General features: G+C 36.2%; 16 protein-coding genes and 1 tRNA gene. 12 read left to right on the top strand and 5 right to left on the bottom strand.

Going from position 1 to position 18,526, the window contains the following annotated elements; translation table 11 throughout:
- Window positions 1-19 precede the first annotated feature (19 nt).
- From QSG86_RS11135 to QSG86_RS11165, 7 genes are all read left to right on the top strand, one after another.
- Window positions 20-1,138 carry a beta-ketoacyl-ACP synthase III gene (locus QSG86_RS11135; RefSeq protein ID WP_317031559.1) on the top strand — a complete coding sequence of 373 codons (1,119 nt, stop codon included), beginning with the start codon at window positions 20-22 and terminating at the stop codon, window positions 1,136-1,138.
- A 231-nt stretch (window positions 1,139-1,369) separates the two neighbouring features.
- A complete protein-coding gene (gene cysS / locus QSG86_RS11140) occupies window positions 1,370-2,791 on the top strand; it encodes a cysteine--tRNA ligase (RefSeq protein WP_317031560.1) in 1,422 nt (473 codons plus the stop codon).
- Window positions 2,792-2,852: 61 nt separating this feature from the next.
- Window positions 2,853-2,928: transfer RNA gene (locus tag QSG86_RS11145), tRNA-Gly, on the top strand.
- A gap of 471 nt (window positions 2,929-3,399) precedes the next feature.
- Window positions 3,400-5,001 carry a GMC family oxidoreductase gene (locus QSG86_RS11150; protein WP_317031561.1) on the top strand — a complete coding sequence of 534 codons (1,602 nt, stop codon included), beginning with the start codon at window positions 3,400-3,402 and terminating at the stop codon, window positions 4,999-5,001.
- A gap of 31 nt (window positions 5,002-5,032) precedes the next feature.
- Window positions 5,033-6,445 (top strand): aldehyde dehydrogenase family protein, encoded by a 1,413-nt coding sequence (locus tag QSG86_RS11155; RefSeq protein WP_317031562.1) that lies wholly within the window; start codon window positions 5,033-5,035, stop codon window positions 6,443-6,445.
- Between the two features lie 186 nt (window positions 6,446-6,631).
- Window positions 6,632-7,810 carry an MFS transporter gene (locus QSG86_RS11160; protein WP_317031563.1) on the top strand — a complete coding sequence of 393 codons (1,179 nt, stop codon included), beginning with the start codon at window positions 6,632-6,634 and terminating at the stop codon, window positions 7,808-7,810.
- Between the two features lie 83 nt (window positions 7,811-7,893).
- The gene (locus QSG86_RS11165) at window positions 7,894-8,766 is read left to right on the top strand and encodes a transporter (RefSeq protein ID WP_317031564.1); all 873 of its coding nucleotides are present in this window, start codon (window positions 7,894-7,896) and stop codon (window positions 8,764-8,766) included.
- A 180-nt stretch (window positions 8,767-8,946) separates the two neighbouring features.
- Here QSG86_RS11165 and QSG86_RS11170 read toward each other — a convergent pair whose 3' ends face one another.
- On the bottom strand, window positions 8,947-10,170 hold the full coding sequence (locus QSG86_RS11170) for an acetamidase/formamidase family protein (protein WP_317031565.1): 1,224 nt from the start codon (window positions 10,168-10,170) through the stop codon (window positions 8,947-8,949).
- A 302-nt stretch (window positions 10,171-10,472) separates the two neighbouring features.
- Window positions 10,473-10,928: a DUF441 domain-containing protein gene (locus QSG86_RS11175; RefSeq protein WP_317031566.1), complete on the bottom strand. Its 456-nt coding sequence runs from the start codon at window positions 10,926-10,928 to the stop codon at window positions 10,473-10,475.
- 247 nt (window positions 10,929-11,175) lie between these two features.
- On the opposite strand from QSG86_RS11175, the gene QSG86_RS11180 reads away from it, so the two are divergent.
- Window positions 11,176-11,919 carry a 16S rRNA pseudouridine(516) synthase gene (locus QSG86_RS11180; protein ID WP_317032560.1) on the top strand — a complete coding sequence of 248 codons (744 nt, stop codon included), beginning with the start codon at window positions 11,176-11,178 and terminating at the stop codon, window positions 11,917-11,919.
- On the opposite strand, the gene QSG86_RS11185 is transcribed toward QSG86_RS11180, so the two are convergent.
- From QSG86_RS11185 to QSG86_RS11195, 3 genes are all read right to left on the bottom strand, one after another.
- The gene (locus QSG86_RS11185) at window positions 11,876-12,319 is read right to left on the bottom strand and encodes a GNAT family N-acetyltransferase (RefSeq protein WP_317031567.1); all 444 of its coding nucleotides are present in this window, start codon (window positions 12,317-12,319) and stop codon (window positions 11,876-11,878) included. The two genes, QSG86_RS11180 and QSG86_RS11185, sit on opposite strands and share 44 nt — an antisense overlap.
- Window positions 12,320-12,415: 96 nt before the next feature.
- Complete coding sequence (locus QSG86_RS11190) at window positions 12,416-12,754, bottom strand: type II toxin-antitoxin system RelB/DinJ family antitoxin (RefSeq protein WP_317031568.1); 339 nt, start codon at window positions 12,752-12,754, stop codon at window positions 12,416-12,418.
- A 169-nt stretch (window positions 12,755-12,923) separates the two neighbouring features.
- On the bottom strand, window positions 12,924-13,850 hold the full coding sequence (locus QSG86_RS11195; RefSeq protein WP_317031569.1) for a pseudouridine synthase: 927 nt from the start codon (window positions 13,848-13,850) through the stop codon (window positions 12,924-12,926).
- 409 nt (window positions 13,851-14,259) lie between these two features.
- Here QSG86_RS11195 and tsaE point away from each other — a divergent pair, with 409 nt between their 5' ends.
- From tsaE to hfq, 4 genes are all read left to right on the top strand, one after another.
- Window positions 14,260-14,736 carry a tRNA (adenosine(37)-N6)-threonylcarbamoyltransferase complex ATPase subunit type 1 TsaE gene (tsaE, locus tag QSG86_RS11200; RefSeq protein WP_317032561.1) on the top strand — a complete coding sequence of 159 codons (477 nt, stop codon included), beginning with the start codon at window positions 14,260-14,262 and terminating at the stop codon, window positions 14,734-14,736.
- A gap of 10 nt (window positions 14,737-14,746) precedes the next feature.
- A complete protein-coding gene (gene mutL / locus QSG86_RS11205) occupies window positions 14,747-16,675 on the top strand; it encodes a DNA mismatch repair endonuclease MutL (protein ID WP_317031570.1) in 1,929 nt (642 codons plus the stop codon).
- 6 nt (window positions 16,676-16,681) lie between these two features.
- Window positions 16,682-17,626 carry a tRNA (adenosine(37)-N6)-dimethylallyltransferase MiaA gene (miaA, locus tag QSG86_RS11210; protein ID WP_317031571.1) on the top strand — a complete coding sequence of 315 codons (945 nt, stop codon included), beginning with the start codon at window positions 16,682-16,684 and terminating at the stop codon, window positions 17,624-17,626.
- A 94-nt stretch (window positions 17,627-17,720) separates the two neighbouring features.
- A complete protein-coding gene (hfq, locus tag QSG86_RS11215) occupies window positions 17,721-18,212 on the top strand; it encodes an RNA chaperone Hfq (RefSeq protein WP_317031572.1) in 492 nt (163 codons plus the stop codon).
- Window positions 18,213-18,526 lie beyond the last annotated feature (314 nt).

The following is an 18,526-nucleotide window of genomic DNA, read 5'->3' on the forward strand; positions in this document are numbered from 1 at the left end:
ATATGAAGAGGAAATATACATGAGCATTCGTATTACAGGTACCGGGTTATATCATCCAAATGATGTTATTAGCAATGAGGAATTGGTTGAAAGTTTAAATGCTTATGTAGACCGTTATAATCAAGAAAATGCTGATCAAATTGCAGCTGGTGAATTAGAGGAACGTCGAGGTTCTAGTGCTGACTTTATTGAGAAAGCATCTGGTGTTAAAAGAAGATATGTGGTTGAGAAAACTGGCATTCTAGATATTGATCGTTTGCGTCCAAATTTATATGAGCGTCCAAATGATGCGCTATCATTACAGGCTGAATGGGGAGTGATTGCGGCAAAGCAAGCAATGCTAAATGCCAAGGTAACTGCTGATGAAATTGATGTGGTGATATTGGCGTGTTCTAATTTACAGCGTGCATATCCGGCAGTAGCGATTGAAATTCAGTCGGCTTTGGGTATTCAGGGTTATGCTTATGATATGAACGTTGCGTGTTCTGCTGCTACATTCGGCCTGAAACAAGCCTATGACGCTATTTGTTCTGGTGCTCGTCGTGTATTGTTGGTCAATGTTGAAATTACTTCTGCACATACCGATTTTCGTTCGCGTGATTGTCATTTTATTTTCGGTGATGTTGCTACGGCATCAATTATTGAGAATACGGAGACTAAAACAGGATTTGAGATAGTCGATATTGATCTGTTTACACAATTTTCAAATAATATTCGTAATAATTTCGGCTTCTTAAATTTAAGTGAAGTTGATGCTGATATTGATAATAATCGTTTTGCACAAGATGGGCGTAAAGTGTTTAAAGAGGTTTGCCCACTCGTCGCCAAAATGATCCGTCAACAATTGCAGGATCATAAAATTGATCCAATTATTGTAAAACGCTATTGGTTACATCAGGCCAATGCCAGTATGAATGAATTGATTTTAAAATTAATTGTCGGTAAAGAGCATGCCCAACCTGAGCTAGTTCCGATTATTTTGGATGAATTTGCCAATACTTCTTCTGCTGGTGTGATGATTGCATTACATCGTACGGCGCACGAGGTGAATGATGGTGAATATGGTGTTTTATGTTCATTTGGTGCGGGATATTCTGTAGGTTCAGTGCTCGTTAAAAAGAAAGTGTATTCTGCTTAAGTAAAATAGTGTTATTTGATTTTAATCAGCATCTGCTTTTCTGTATATAATGGTCAGTTTATGCTGACCATTTTTATAATTTTTTAAACAAAACAGTATTTTATTGCTTGATCTATCAATAATTTATGTATTTTTAATGAATTAGATATGAAAAATAAATCTTAAAACTTTATGAATAGTAAAGCTTAGGTTAAGATGATGGATCGTTTATTATATTCATATTGAAGACCTATGCAGCCATTTGTTCTATATAATTCAGAGCAACGTAAAAAAGTTGAATTTGTTCCACGTGTTGAGGGACATATTGATATGTATGTATGTGGTATGACAGTTTATGATTATTGTCATATCGGTCATGCTCGCGTTATGGTTGCATTTGACTATATTATTCGTTTTTTACGTAGCCAAGGTTGGCAAGTTAAATATGTGCGTAATATTACCGATATTGATGATAAAATTATCAAACGTGCACACGAAAATGGCGAAAGTATTCAGGCTTTGACGGATCGCTTTATTCAGGCTATGAATGAGGATGCTAAAAATTTAGGATGTTTAGCACCAGATGAAGCACCACGTGCCACAGCATACATTACACAAATGCAAGATATGATTCATCGTTTGGTTGATAATGGTGCCGCTTATCCTGCAACAAATGGTGATGTGTATTTTGCTGTTGAAAAATTTAACCAATATGGACGTCTTTCTGGACGTAAATTGGACGATATGCAAGCAGGTGCATCTGAGCGTGTTGATGTAGAGGTTGATAAAAAACATCCTTTTGACTTTGTACTATGGAAACATGCAAAAGCACATGAACCATCATGGCATTCTCCTTGGGGGAATGGTCGTCCAGGTTGGCACATTGAATGCTCTGCAATGTCAACATGCTGTTTGGGTAATCATTTTGATATTCATGGTGGTGGTTCCGATTTAATGTTTCCCCATCATGAAAATGAAATTGCTCAAAGTGAAGCTGCAACTGGCGAACAATATGTTAACTATTGGATGCATGTTGGCTTTATTAATGTTGATGGTGAAAAAATGTCTAAATCTTTAGGTAATTTTTTTACTATTCGAGATGTGATGGAAAAATTTCATCCTGAAGTCATTCGCTACTTTATCATCTCTTCTCATTACCGTAGTCCGGTCAATTTTTCTGATGTAGCATTAAAAGAAGCAAAAACGGCATTGACTCGTTTTTATCATTCTTTTAAAGCCTACCAGCAACAATATGGTGAAACAACAGTCGAAACATTGGCGGAAAGTTTTGTGGCACGCTTTAATACAGCTATGTGTGATGACTTTAATACTTCAGAAGCATTGGCCGTTTTATTTGATCTGAATAAAGAGTTAAATCGTGCAGTTAAAGAACAACAGTCTGAACAAGCTGTATTGTATTATTCTACCCTGCGTCACTTGTTGGATATTGTAGCATTGGCTCAGTATAATGTTGATGAATTTTTAAAATCTGATATAGGGCAAAACGCGCTGGCATTATCTGAAACAGAAATTGAAGAGAAAATTGAGCAGCGTCAAATTGCAAAAAAAGCCAAAGATTTTACACGTGCTGATGAAATTCGTCATGAATTATTGGATCAAGGTGTAATTTTAGAAGATACGCGTCAAGGAACATTGTGGCGACGTGCTGATTAATTAAGCAAACATTCTGGCTTGTATTGACAATTGTTGTAAAGCCTTTATAATTCGTGCCACTGCGGGAATAGCTCAGTTGGTAGAGCACAACCTTGCCAAGGTTGGGGTCGCGAGTTCGAGTCTCGTTTCCCGCTCCAGAATTTTAAAAAACCTCAATCTTAATGATTGAGGTTTTTTTTTATTGTTTTTATCTTAACTGTTTTCTGATTAATTTTAAATCGCTTAATCAAGCATAATATTAAACATATCATTTAAATTGTGATGATTGATTTAGCGATGAGCAATAGCGATTTCGCCATGATAGCATGCTGCTTATTCATGATTTCAATTTATCATTTGAGCTTAAGGATGGTACTGGAATGATTGCTAATCTTATATCTACTTGACATGTTATATTTTAGTATAATATTAACAGCTAAATTGAATTAAAATAAAAATATAAAAAATTGGGTATAACTAAATAGTTAATATATTTAATAAAATTTATTTACGTATAAAAAATGTTGCGATAATCATATTTTTCATATTTAATTAATATATTAATTAAATGTAAATAGATTCATGATTTAAGTTTTTACAAACTTGGCAGCCTCTAAGAGAGTTTTAATATGGAAGTTAAAGAGTATGATTATATTATTTGTGGTGCAGGTTCAGCAGGGTGTGTAATTGCAACACGTTTGCTTGAGCAGGGTAAAGGCAGTGTGTTATTGCTTGAGGCTGGAGGAGATGATCAGGCACTATGTATTAAAATGCCAGCAGGACTTTCTGAAGCTATTCCAACAAAAACATGGGATTATACCACTGAGCCAGATCCAAACACGCATAATAGAAGAATGACATGTGCGCAGGGTAAGGTATTGGGCGGTAGTAGCTCTGTCAATGGTATGATTTATTTGCGAGGACATCGTGAAGATTATGATGAATGGGCAACTCATTATGGATGTACTGGTTGGAGTTTTGATGATCTTCTACCATATTTTAAAAAATCTGAAGCAAATGAAAGTCTAGCAGGGCCATATCATGGTACTAATGGCTTATTGAGTGTGAGTGAAAATCGTTTTAGACATCCGTTAAGTATGGCATTTATACGCGCAGGTCAGGAACTCGGCCTGCCTTATGTAACGGATTTTAATGCGGCTCATCAGCAAGGTGTAGGATTTTTTCAAACCACAACTAAAGATGGTGCTCGTGCCAGTGTTTCAGCAACATTTTTGCAATCTGTACGCCAAAATCCAAATTTAGAGCTTAAATTAAATGCTGTAGTACAAAAAATTAATTTTGAGAATCATGTGGCTACATCTATTGATTGTGAAATTAATGCTCAGCAGTATCAATTTAAGGCACGAAAACAGATTGTATTGTCTGCGGGTTCAATTGGTACACCTAAAATTTTGATGTTATCGGGTATTGGACCAAGAGCACATCTTGAATCTTTGAATATTCCAGTAATTACCGATTTACCTGTGGGGAAAAACTATCAAGATCATCTCCATGTGTCATTAAATGCACAAACCAAAGCACCTATTTCACTGTACGGTCAAGATCAGGGCATGACCAAAATTAAAAATGGCATACAGTGGTTATTAACCCGAACAGGTGTCGTCAGTTCAAATATTTTAGAAGGTGGTGCATTCTTAGATAGTAATGGTGAAGGACGCCCTGATGTACAGGCTCATTTTTTGCCAGGACTGGATACTTGGGATGATCCAGATGGTATTGGGCGAGGGCGTACGCATGGCATTACTCTTAAAAATTGTTTACTGAGACCAAAATCACGTGGTGAAATTTTATTAAATAGTCGTGATCCAAAAGATAAACTTAAAATTATGGGTAACCTACTTTCACATCCAGATGATGTGAAAGGAATGATTCGTGCAACCCGATTTGGTTTAGATCTACTTGCTATGCCATCGTTAAAAGATCAATTAACGGAGATATTTTCACCTAAAGTCGAAATACATGACGATGAAACTGCTTTAGAGGAGTTTGTCCGTTCGAGTTGTCGGACCACATTCCATCCTGTGGGCACGTGTCGAATGGGGACAATGACTGAAAACTCTGTGGTGAACCTGTCATTACAAGTACATGGGGTTCAGCGCTTATCTGTTATAGATTGTTCAGTATTTCCATGTCTACCAAGCGGTAATACCAATGCACCTACGATTGCTGTTGCAGAAAAAGGTGTGGATATACTGATTCAATCGACTTAAAACGATACCATTAAATAAAAAGGATGTTTAAATGAATTATATGCTAATCAATGGTCATCATGTTCAAGGTCAAGGGAACATATTCAATGTGATTAATCCAGCCGATGAGTCCATCATAACGCAACTCAATGGAGCAACAACAACACAAGTCGATGATGCGATTCAAGCTGCAGCAACAGCATTTCAGCAATGGAAAAAATATACTGATACAGAAGTTAATATGCTCTTCAGTCAGATTGTTGCTGATTTAATGTTACAAAAAGATGAGATTGCTCAATTAATTAGTCTAGAACAAGGTAAGCCTCTTGCCTTAGCACATACTGAAGTGATGGGAGGAATTGCCTGGATAGAAAGTATTCAAGCGCTACAGATTCCAGTTCAAGTGATGATTGAGGGTGAAAAAACAATTGAAATTCATCATCGTCCATTGGGGGTTGTAGCTTCAATCACACCTTGGAATTGGCCATTTATGATTGCTGTATGGCAAATTTTTCCAGCGTTAAAAGCAAAAAATTGTGTTGTAAATAAACCCTCAGAATATACACCATTAAGTACACTCAAACTGGTTGAAATTATCAATCGTCATTTACCTCGTGGCGTATGTAATCTGGTGTTGGGTCATGGCGATATTGGACAATATCTGAGTGAACATCCACAAATTTCTAAGATCACATTTACGGGTTCTACCCGCACTGGACAAAGTATTTTATCGCATGCAGTGGGCTCATTAAAAAGTGTTGTGTTAGAGCTTGGTGGAAACGATGCTGGTATTGTGCTGGATGATATTGAAAATCTGGATGATGTCGCACAAAAAATATTTGGTTCTGCGTTTTTAAATTGTGGACAAACTTGTGCCGCTTTAAAAAGACTTTATGTTCATTGCAATATTTACGATGCCCTTGCTGAAAAACTGGCTCAAATTGCGGATGCACAAGTAGTCGGTAATGGTCTAAATGCCGCAACACAGATTGGTCCATTACAGAATAAACAACAATATCTCAAAGTCAAAGAACTGATTGCCGATGCCGTAGCTCATGGTGCTCAAGTGAGAACGACAAGTTCAATACAACCAGAACAAGGCTATTATATTCGTCCAACAATTATGACCAATCTACAAGAAGGCGTACGTTTGGTGGACGAAGAACAATTTGGTCCAGTATTACCATTGATTAAATTTAAGGATATCAATGAAGTAATTGTGCGAGCGAATAATACTGAATTTGGTTTAGGAGGATCAGTTTGGTCATCAGATCTTGAACAAGCACGACAGCTTGCAAGTCAAATTGAAGCAGGTACGGTTTGGATTAATAGTCACTCTGATTTATCACCATCTGCAGTATTTGGTGGATGGAAGATGTCAGGTCAAGGTTATTCTTTTGCTTTAGAGGGATTACTGTTGTTTACCCAGCAACAGGCGATACATATTCATCAGGCAGCTGAATAAGAAAAATAACAACATGCGTCAGATTATTCTATCTTCAGGATGATCTGATGTTTTTATATTTTAGTTTATTTTTTCATTCATGATTTTTTACACAATTAGTTAATATATTAACTAATTGTGTGTTCGTGTGTCAAAAGCTAGAGCTTAAATGTGTGGCTTAATTGCCCAGATAAATGGAGTTACAACATGATACGTAATAATATTTATGATTCAAAAATGCATCTTTTTGCAATCTTTATTTTTTCAGCCATTACACCGTTGGTTTTAATGGCAGCGCCAGTGCTTGCTCAACAATTGGCAAAACAATGGTTATTAACTCCATCGCAAGTAGGATTATTTTTCTTTATAGAATTAGGTTTTATGAGCTGTGCAACATTACCTGGCTTTATTTGGACCAAGAAAATTAATTTCCAAAAAGCAGCTCAGTATTTTGCAATATTATTTTTTATTGGAAATTTATTATCTATTCTGGCAACCAGTTTTGAAATGTTGTTGATTGGTCGTGCGATCTCGGCATTAGGAGGTGGTTCATTAATGATTGTTACCATTACCAGCTGTTCTTATACCAAAAATCCTGATCGCGCATATAGCTACTGGATGCTTGGTCAAGTCATGCTCGGTGCAATTGCATTGTACTGTTTTCCACAATTATTTAATTACTGGGGTCTAAACACTTGTTTTATCGTGATGTTAGTTGCGATTGTATTGGCATTTCCATTGCATAAATATTTTGCTAATTATCTGGTTGAGAAGAAAATAGCCGTTCAGGTATCCGTCGCTAAAAAATCTGGATTAGGAATATTCGCGATTATTGCGACTTTACTTTTTTATGGTGCAATTGGGGGAGTATGGACGTTTATGAGCAGTATTGGGGAGCATGCCAATATTGATAGTCATATGATTAATTCAGTCCTTGCTATTTCAACTTTGATCGGTATTTCAGGAAGTTTTATTGCGACTTTTGTGAGTGGACGAATCAATCGTTTATATCTAATTTTAGTTGGTTATGGATTATTTTTTCTTTCTTTATGCTTACTTCTAGATAATATTTCCAAAATATTTTTAGTGGTTTCAATTTTATTATTTAAATTTACATGGATGTTTTCTGCACCTTTTGTTTTAGCAACTGTAGCCAGTCTGGATCAAAGTGGAAAATTGATTAATTTTACCAATCTAGTAATCGGTGGTGGTTTGGCATTTGGTCCGATGCTTGCTGGTCAGCTTATTGAAAATACTGGCAATTATCATATGCTTATTCTATATACCTTGATGGTTTTTTTATGTTCTTTCATCATTGTTTTTTATTGCAATATGCAAAAACAGCAACGTGAGCAAGCTGTAGTCGTTAAAAATATTAAAGTTTAAATCTTAATTCATTCAATTTATTCAAGCAGGATTATATTGGAATAATCTTGATATTTATCATGTCATAAAATGGATAACGTAATATGGAAATTCGCTATAACCATATATTTTTCACACTGCTTTTTATCTTATTTTCAGTTCCTACTCATGCTGTGGATGTGGATGCAAAAGATTACTTGCCTGCACCTGATGGTACCACAGTATTTTTATTTTATGGTCAATATGCACAGCGTAATGCACTTTATCAAGGTAATCAAAAAGTTGATGGTAATGTAAAATTAGAATCTATGGTTGGATTATTCCGTTTTGTGCAGTTTACTCAATTTAAGGGTTATGTCATGGAACCACAGATTATTATCCCCGTGGGGAGATTAAAAGCATCCCAAGATATCTCTGATTTAGGCACATCATCTGGAGTATTGGGTGATATTATGTTGGCAAATACCATTTTATTTTTCAATGATCCACTCAAAGGTCGTGTATGGGGGATAACGCCGTTTTTAACAATTCCTACTGGAAACTATCATTCAGAGGATGCACTTAATATGGGTGAAAATCGTTATAAACTGACTTTACAAACTGGTTTTGTCAATAAATTTACTGAGAAATTAGGTACTGATTTAACAGCAGATGTCACTTTTTATGGTAAAAATGACGATTATGCTGAACATCAAACTTTAAAGCAAAATCCCGGTTATCAATTACAAGCAGATTTATTTTATCAAGTCCATCATGATTATGATTTAAGGGCTGGTATTTCTTATTTTAATGGTGGCAAAGTTAAGCTAGATGATGTGACAACAGATGCTGCACAACAAACTAAATTTTGGTTAGGGACACAAATTAATTTTAATCCTCGCTCTTCTATTATTTTAACCTTAGGCCGTGATATTAAAGTTGAGAATACCTTTAAAGAAAATGCACGATTTAATTTACGTTATCTATATGCATTTTAATTTTTAATTAATTGCTGAGCTGACGTTATTTTATCGATCATCAATCTTGATCTACTATTAAATAGAATAGCCATTATTGTGCGTTTATTTGGCATAATTTTGGATTGTTCAATCGATCTCGCACATGTATGCTGTAGCGAGATCGATTGAACCATAACGACAAGCGTATTGTGTTATCTATTATGGTGTTGTATTCGGCGTAAACTCTTTAAAATCAGCCTTTCTAATTTTGGCATGAATCCCTTTTGTCTTGTCGACCACTTGAGATACTTCAAAATCGGTTGCAGCACTTAAATAGGCATAGGCAATTTCTTCATCAATACCATATTCTTGATTTAAAAAGCGAATAGCTTCACGCGTAGATTTTTTCATTGCTTCATCAAGATCTGGATCTAACCCTGGTGTAATCCAAAATTCTGCATTTTCTGCTAATGGTTGCTGAACTTGTTTACCTGGAATATGATCTCGTCCAGTTTTTAATAAGGTTAATTTTACCGTTGCACGTGCAGAAGCTTCTAGCGCTGTTAATGCCACCTCACCATCACCTTGAGCAAAATGGCTGTCTCCTGTATAAAATAATGCACCGGGTACCTGAATTGGATAATAAACAGTAGAGCCTGCACCTAATTCATTGATATCAATATTGCCACCATACATTGCTGGTGGAACGGAATGTACTGGTGCTGAGGTATTTGCAGCGACCCCCATAATGCCCATAAAGGGATTAAGTGGAAAGCGAATCGCCTTACCTGATGATGTTTTTAATACACCTTCATACTCGCCAGTAGCATTTTTTTCTATGGGTGTAAATATTGAAACATTACCATAACGTTCAGGATGTTGTGCTGAGGCATCTGCTTGTTGAGTACGTTTAGGAAATTCACCCACTAATGCACCTTTACCATGGCGATTGGAAATTACACCATAAGGCACACGAGGTTCAACTTTGATGACTTCTACCTTTAAAATATCGCCGGGCTGGGCACCTTGGACTTCAATTGGTCCGGTTACAATATGTGGTCCATCTCGATGGAAATCATGCTTAAGCTTTGACTGGGTAATTTTTTTAGCTTCATCAAGAATATATTTGTCTTTAACACCTTTTGATTTAAAATATTTTTCTGCATCACGCCCTTGATCTTCAAGTAAGCCTTCGTGTGAGACGGTATCAAAGGTAACGACACTTCCAGATGGTACCGAAAGTACTGGTTTCGCATCTTTATTGGGTAAGTAGCCCCAAGTAATAGTCTCTAAAGTGGATGGGACATAATAATATTGAGGATATTGCTCTGACTGAAGTTGTGTTGGACGATCTGTAATTTGCTTTAAAACCTGAAAATCTTCTGCATATGATGTCCCGAAAATACCCAACATAATCATCGAAAGCACTGTGCGTTGAAACATAAAAATTACCTTAAGTTATGCATAATCAAGAATGGTAGTCATGATTAAGCAATTCTTGTGCCAGACTATAAAATGATTTTTTAAGCAGACATCGATATATTTTGCATTTATACGGTGCAATGAAGTGGGATGTTGTATATTTTGCGCTAAGATGATGGGCTTTGGATTAAATTATCAGCAATGGGTGTGGAATTCAATTTGCTATTTGATCATTGATATTGATCATGACGTGCTAGATGCTCAACCCTTTCATTGGCGCAAGTAATGCGGCCATAGTGGCTGGTTTTTTAAGTGGATTGTTTTTAGCGTCCAGTACCAATGATTAAGGATAGCATACCTGCAGCAATCAGAGGGCCGACAGGAACACCCCTTAATACAGCCACACCTGCAACGGTACCAATGAGCAGTCCTGCAACCACATTAGGTTGATTGGTCATGAGTTGTACACCACGACCGCCTAGCCATGCCACAAAAAGACCAATCATAATGGCTGCCAAAGATTTCCAGTCTAAAAAAGATTTTAATATCTCATTACCGGGAATTTTTCCACTTGCGATGGGCGTTAGTACGCCAATCGTGAGAATAATAATTCCCAGATTTAAACCATGTTGTTGTAATAAAGGTAAAAATTCATTTAAAGGTGTAATGCGAAAAATAATTAATACACCAGCCGCAATGGTTACTGCACTATTATGACTAAAGATGCCACAAGCGAGTAATACTAAAAGAACAATGAGATTTAGATCAAGCTGTGCCATGTAGCAGATAAAATTGTTATAAAGTAATGATTGTAGTCCTTTTAGTGGATAAAAAAAGCGTTATCTTAAATTGTCTATGCTAGATGCGCATTGAATCACCAGATTGATTTTATTCACTGCGATAGCAAATGCTATCCTATATATCATTTTTATCCGCTTATTTTATGATCAATATTTAGATGGGCTGGTAAAAATAAGAATTTTGTTTACACTATTCAAAGATTTTAAATAAGATGAATCAAGCATGATGTTGTTGGAAAAGATGTTGCAGTCACAAGGTTTTGGTACTCGAAAACATTGTCAGCAGTTAATTAAACAAGGTGCTGTCGAGATTCATAATGATGTAAAAATGAATCCTAAGGAAAAAGTTTCTCTAGAAGATTTATGCTTTAGTGTCTATGGAAAAGAATATCAATATCGTGAAAAAGTATATATTGCATTAAATAAACCAAAAGATTATGAATGCTCACATCAAGCGACTCATCATTTTAGTGTATTTGAATTATTTGATGAAATACTCTGTCAACGTAATTTACAGTGTGTTGGACGGTTGGATCAAGATACGACAGGGTTATTATTACTGACGGATGATGGTCAGTTTCTACAAGCATTGACCCATCCCAAAAAGCACGTGGCCAAAATTTATCAAATGTCCACAGTTGATCCAGTGAGCGATGAGCAAATTGTACAATTACAACAAGGTGTAGCATTGCATCAGGAGCAAGGCATTTTTGCAGCGACAGATGTATTGCGTCTAAGTGAATATCAGCTACAAATGACCATTCATCAGGGTGTTTATCATCAAGTTAAGCGCATGGTTGCTGCTGTAGGGAATAAAGTAGAACAGTTGCATCGCCAGCAAATTGGTCAACTTTGTTTGCCAACATTGGCTGAAGGTGAATGGTTGTATTTAAATTCGGAGCAAATCAGACAAGCGCGGTATCGGACTATTTCAGGAAACAGTGATACGTCTGAAATTGTTCATCTTTGACAAAACCCATTTTCTCATACAGTTCATGAGACTGGTAGTTACTACGGCCAGTCTCTAAGCTAATTCTTAATGCATTACGTTCTACAGCAAATAAAATGGCAGTATCAATCAACTGTTTAGCTACACCTTGTCGACGATAACGTGGAGTAATATAAACATCGTCTAAAATATAATAAGTGGAACAAGATACGCTTGAAAAACCCAGATAAAGCAAAACAAAGCCAGTTAATTGTTGGTCTTTGCGATGGATAAAAATAATACTTTGCTGATTTTCAAATCGTTGCTTTAAAAACTGATAAGAACGTTGTAGGTTTGAAGAACTACCATAAAATTGGCGATACTCATCAAAAAGAATGGCAAGTTCCTCTAGGTCATCTAGGGTGGCACGTTTTACAATCATTCGCAGCTCCATGCTTTAATATCAATATTGTATTGTTGCAGCATAAAACGTTTTAACGCGAAAAAAATAAAAAAAGTGTTTAAAAATGCATCATTGTTAACTTTTGTCAGTTTCTCCAAGGAGTTCATCTAACTCTTTAAAAAGATCAATATGCTCATCATCGAATGGTGTATCTTGCATGTTGATATCTGAACTGGATAATGATTCAAACTGATGATTTTTTTGAATCTGTTGCAGATGTTTGAGTTTCATAATTTTCATGACATTTATATTTTGATTTTCAATGGAAAAGGGAATTGATTTAGTAAGTACAACCTGTCTAAAAAAAAGGCGAACAGCTTGTGCAGGCGTAATCCCCAATTGTTTAAAAACAGCAAAAGCCTGTTTTTTTTCCTGTGAATCTAGACGAATTTGATAGACTTCAGTTTTTCTCATAATTGTTTAAATTGTCAGTGTCTTTATTTCAGGCTTTATTCTAATTGAACTAAATGTAATTTCAATAACATTACATCGTAAATTTAATGAGGATCATCAAAGCAACACGATTGATACTTTGTGCTGTTTTTTTTGAGTATTTTGATCATGAGTAACGTGATATATATTGCTATAAATCAAGATCATATTGTGAGCTAAAACACATTTCACGCTGCTGAATAGGATCCTGAAAAGTGAGATGTTTCGCTAATAATTGTAGTGGTGCTGAAAAATCGTCTGCTGGCTTATGAATAACTTGGGGATAAAATGGATCATTTTTGATGGGTAGTCCTAAATAACTTAAATGTACTCGAAGTTGATGCTGCTTTCCTGTATGTGGTTGTAGTAGATATTTTGCCCAGTGTTGATTGTGATGTAGTAAGGTAATATCTGTTTGACTATTATTTATACCGGGCATGACTTGCATGGTATAAAAAGGTATTCCTTTTTCCATTCTAAGATTAACTTGCTGTGGAAAAGTGAGCGTTGGATTGAAGGGAGCAATAGCATGATAGCTTTTATAAACTTGTCGCTGTGCAAATAATTGTTGATAGTGTCCACGTGTTTCAGGCGTTTTAGAAAATAAGACCACTCCAGCGGTTTCACGGTCTAGACGATGAATGGGGGTTAGATATGGATTATTTGTTTGTTGTTTTAATCGCACCAAAAGCGTTTGTTGTACATATTGACCTGTTGGCGTCATAGTTAAAAAATGAGGCTTATCGACGACCAATAAATGATCATTTTCAAATAAAATATGATGTGGAAAAGGCACCACTATTTCATGTTTTAAAAAGCGATAATAAAACACATGGCGATATGCGGTAAAAGGACTGTCAATATTTAGACAATTGCCTGATTGATCATAAATTAATTGATCTATAAAGCGTTGAGACCATTCTTGTGGAGTAATATGAGAAAATTGATGACATAAATATGCAAAAACAGTAGCAGGTTGAGGCTGAATATCAGGCAGATATACCTGACTTGCGCTGACGCCATCAATCATGGGCGGAATAAAGTCTGTTTTGGTTTTTAAGGATTGGGAATCTTGCATGGCAGCAGGCATTAGAGAGAATTTTTAAACAATAGGGCATAAATATATTTGCTGATCCAGATTTTTTATGCAACTGTAAAATCGCATAATATCGATGTTTTCAGAAATTATTAAAGGAAAAGTATATCCAATTTTGAGTTTAATTACGTATCTAGCCGATGGAAAAAATCAACTGATCCAATTCTTCATTATTTAATTGCAATGTTGGTGGCAGCAGTCTTTTTAAATTACAGATTTAAGCGATAGTGCTGTTGATGAATTGCTTTAAAAATAAACAGTTTTAATCATCTAATTTGCTGAGCTATCATTTGCTGCTATGACTTTTATGTGGAGCAACATAGGTTTTGCTGCTTTGCGGTGCTATGATACGCTTTCCTTAATACTGTGTTGTGAGTCTTCTGTTGTGAGTATGCCATATTCATTTAATTTAGCTTTAAAGAGTGAGCATGATACCCAAAATTTGGCACAGGTTTTAGCGCATAATTTTAAGCAAGGTGTGATTTATTTAATTGGTGACTTAGGGGCAGGTAAAACAACATTTACCCGTTATTTTTTACAAAGTTTAGGCCATCAAGGTGCAGTAAAAAGTCCAACTTATACGCTAATCGAACCTTATCATATTGCAGATCAAGATATTTTTCATTTTGATTTATATCGGTTAAATGATCCTTATGAATTAGAATTAATGGGAATCAGAGATTATTTGGAAACAGCTCAAGCACTGTTTTTATTTGAATGGCCATCCAAAGGTGAAGATCAAATTCCAGTGGCAGATGTGATAATTGAGATTGAAAAAACAGAAGATGAAATGGTACGTTATGTTAAAATACAATCATCATCTGTGGCATTACAACAGGCCTTAGAATTTCAATTTAATCCGCTATAGTGGTCTAAATATGCGTCGTATCCATACACTTAATCCTGCGTTAGCGAACCAAATTTCAGCAGGAGAAGTGATTGAACGTCCTGCTTCTGTTGTTAAAGAGTTACTTGAAAACTCCATTGATGCAGGGGCAACTGAATTAATTGTTCGTATTGAGCAAGGCGGCAGCAGTTTAATTGAAATTGTTGATAATGGGCAGGGTATTCATCCAGATGATTTACCCTTGGCCGTAATGCGTCACGCGACAAGTAAAATTCAAACCTCAGAAGATTTACATGCGATTATGAGTTTGGGTTTTCGCGGTGAGGCACTGGCTTCTATTGCAGCTGTATCAAGGTTAACATTAACCAGCAGTCAAAATGATGATGGTGTTGGTTATCAGATTGAAGTGAATGGTACTGCATTTGATCATCAAGAAATACAAGCTGTTGCTGCCAATCAAGGTAGCCATATTAGAGTTCAGGATTTATTTTTTAATGTGCCTGCACGTCGTAAATTTTTAAAAAAACCTAGTACTGAATTTGGCCATATTGAAGAAGTTGTACGCCGTTTAGCATTAATCCATTTTGATCTGCGTTTTGTGCTGGAACATAATAATCAACTTAAAATCAATTTACCAATTGCAGATAGTGGTGAATTACGTTTTCAACGTGTACAACAACTATTAGGACGTCAATTTATTGAGAATGCATATTGGTTGGATCATGATAGTATTCATATGCGATTAAGTGGATGGTTAGGTCATCCTTCTGATGCGCGTGCACAAGCTGATTTACAATATGTTTATGTTAATGGTCGTATTGTAAAAGACAGGACCATTTCACATGCCTTAAGAATGGCTTATGAGGGTATTTTACATGGCCATCAACATGCTGCATATTTGCTGTTTTTAGAAGTCGAACCAGAAAGTATCGATGTTAATGTTCATCCAACTAAACATGAAATTCGTTTTTTAAATCAACGAGAAATACATGAGTTTGTTCGTCATTATGCGAAACAAACGTTGTCTCAGTTTCAAACGGCATCCGCTGATTTGGCAACAGCAATGAAAGTTGAGCAAGTAGCAGAGCATTCATTTCATGCTGTGCCAGCACCTCGTTATCAAGAACAATTTCAACTTCATCATGTTGATCGTCAGCATTCGAATGAAAATAATACAGATCACGCAGCAGCATTGTTGACCGAGTTTGAACATCGCAGTGCTCAAACGATTCAAACACAGCGACATGCACACCCACCAGCAAAAGAGATGTTAAAGCGCTATTTAACGCCTATTAAAATAAGCGCTGCTGAAGATCAACAACAGCAAGTATCTGAACCCGATGCAGCAACTTTAATCGCTGCTAAAACAGATGAATATCCTTTAGGTATTGCCATTGCACAGTTACATGGTATTTATATTCTGGCACAAAATAGTGAAGGATTAATTATTGTTGATATGCATGCTGCACATGAGCGTATTGTGCTACAGCAAATGAAAGCCGCATGGGATAAACCAGAGTTTTGGCTTTCACAGCAACTATTAATCCCGAAAATTATTAGCATTACACGTATGCAGGCGATTCGGGTAGATGAGCTTAAAGATCAATTTGCCCGTTTAGGATTGGATATTAATCAATATGGTGATGAACAGGTCATTGTCCGTGGTGTGCCTGCAATTTTACATAAAGCAGATTTTGCCGCATTGATTCCTGAATTGTTGAATGATTTAGATCCAAATGATGAAGCACAAGCTTTATTAAATAAGCGTGATCAAATTTTGGCTGGCATGGCTTGCCACAGTGCTGTACGTGCACATCGAATGTTAAGTCTTTCAGAAATGAATGCTTTACTGCGACAAATGGAACAAACAGAATTTGCTAGTCAGTGTAATCATGGCCGACCAACATGGCGGGCATTTCCACTGAGCCAATTAGATAAACTTTTTGCTCGAGGAGAGTAGTTATATATGTCGAATCAATTGCCTGTCATTAATTTAATGGGGCCTACTGCAAGTGGAAAAACAGCATTAGCATGTACATTATATGAGCATGGTGGATTTGAGCTTATTTCTGTCGATTCGGCATTGGTTTATCGGGATATGGATATTGGTACAGCAAAACCGAGTAAAGCAGAACAGGCTAAATATCCGCATCACTTAATTGATATTATTTCTCCATTAGAGGTTTATTCTGCGGCAGAATTTGTAGAAGATGCTTGTCGTTTAATTGATGATATTCATGCCAAAGGTAAAGTCCCTATTTTGGTGGGCGGAACGATGCTTTATTTTAAAGCGCTGTTGGAAGGATTATCGAGTAATTTACCCAGCGCTGATTTGGCGATTCGTGATGCAATTGAGTGTGAGGCACAACAATGGGGCTGGGATGCTGTTTATGCAGAATTATGTCGCGTAGATCCTTTGGCAGGGGCAAAATTTAAAGTAAGTGATAGACAGCGCATTATTCGTGCTTTAGAAGTCTATCGTATTACGGGACAACCCATTACTCAATTACAAGCACAGCAACCCAAGAATCAACCTTATCGTTATCGATTTGAGAATTATGCTTTAGTTCCTGATCGTGCTGAACTACATCAGCGAATTGAAAAAAGATTACAAATAATGTGGGAAAGTGGTTTTTTAAATGAAGTTAAAGTTCTTATCGAAAAATATGATTTAAATAAAAATTTACCCGCAATGCGTGCTGTTGGGTACCGACAGGCCTTAGAATTCCTTACAGAATGTGATAAAAATCACATAAATTTGCAAGAATTGGAAAATAAAGCACTATTTGCAACACGACAACTGGCGAAACGTCAATACACTTGGTTACGTTCTTTGCAAGAATTGCATCAAATACACACATATTTTACGGTGAAGAGTGCACAAGAAGACTTGCTAAACTATTACGTTTAAAGCAAAATTTACTTACTATCTTTTTTATAAATTTTAATTGAAAAATTAGAGATAGTTTTGCGCTGATATTTTAGTTTTTTTTTGGAGTTATAACATGTCTAAAGGTCAAACTTTACAAGATCCGTTCTTGAATTCTCTTCGTAAAGAGCGTATTCCAGTTTCTATCTTCCTCGTTAACGGTATTAAATTACAAGGTCATATTGAATCTTTTGACCAATATGTGGTTTTATTAAAAAATACAGTAAGCCAAATGGTTTACAAGCATGCAATTTCGACTGTAGTGCCTGCACGTAATCCACGTCCAGCTGGTGCGCAAGGTAGTACACCTGCATTTGGTGGTGGTCAAGGTGGTGCACCTGCATTTGGTGGTCAAGGTGGCGGCTTCGGTGGTCAAGGTGGCTTCGGTGGTCAAGGTGGCGGCTTCGGTGGTCAAGGTGGCTTCGGTGGTCAAGGTGGCTTCGGTGGTCAAGGTGGCTTTGGCGGTCAAGGTGGTTTCGGTGGTCAAGGTGGTTTCGGTGGTCAAGGTGGCTTTGATGCAGAACCAAAATTTGATGATTCACAAGAAGATGATAATAGCAATCGTTAATTGATTCTAAACAAAAAGGCTGTCATTAATGACAGCCTTTTTTTATTCTACATAAGAATTTTATGATTATTTATGGTAAATATATCATTTTCATCTTGTCTAATTGAGCATGGGTGTAGATTTCGCTATCACCAGATTAATACGATGTCATTGTAAGATGATTTAAGCGAATAATCATATTAAAGTATCAAGCTAAACTGGCTTGTTTACAGTGATAGCGAAATCAGAAAAATAACTGAAGTGAGTATTGCAAAAAACTAAATTCAGCAAAAACCATACAATGATTATGATTGAGCATTTAAAAATTATGAATA

The organism is Acinetobacter sp. SAAs474 (genome assembly GCF_032823475.1).
Taxonomy (GTDB): domain Bacteria; phylum Pseudomonadota; class Gammaproteobacteria; order Pseudomonadales; family Moraxellaceae; genus Acinetobacter.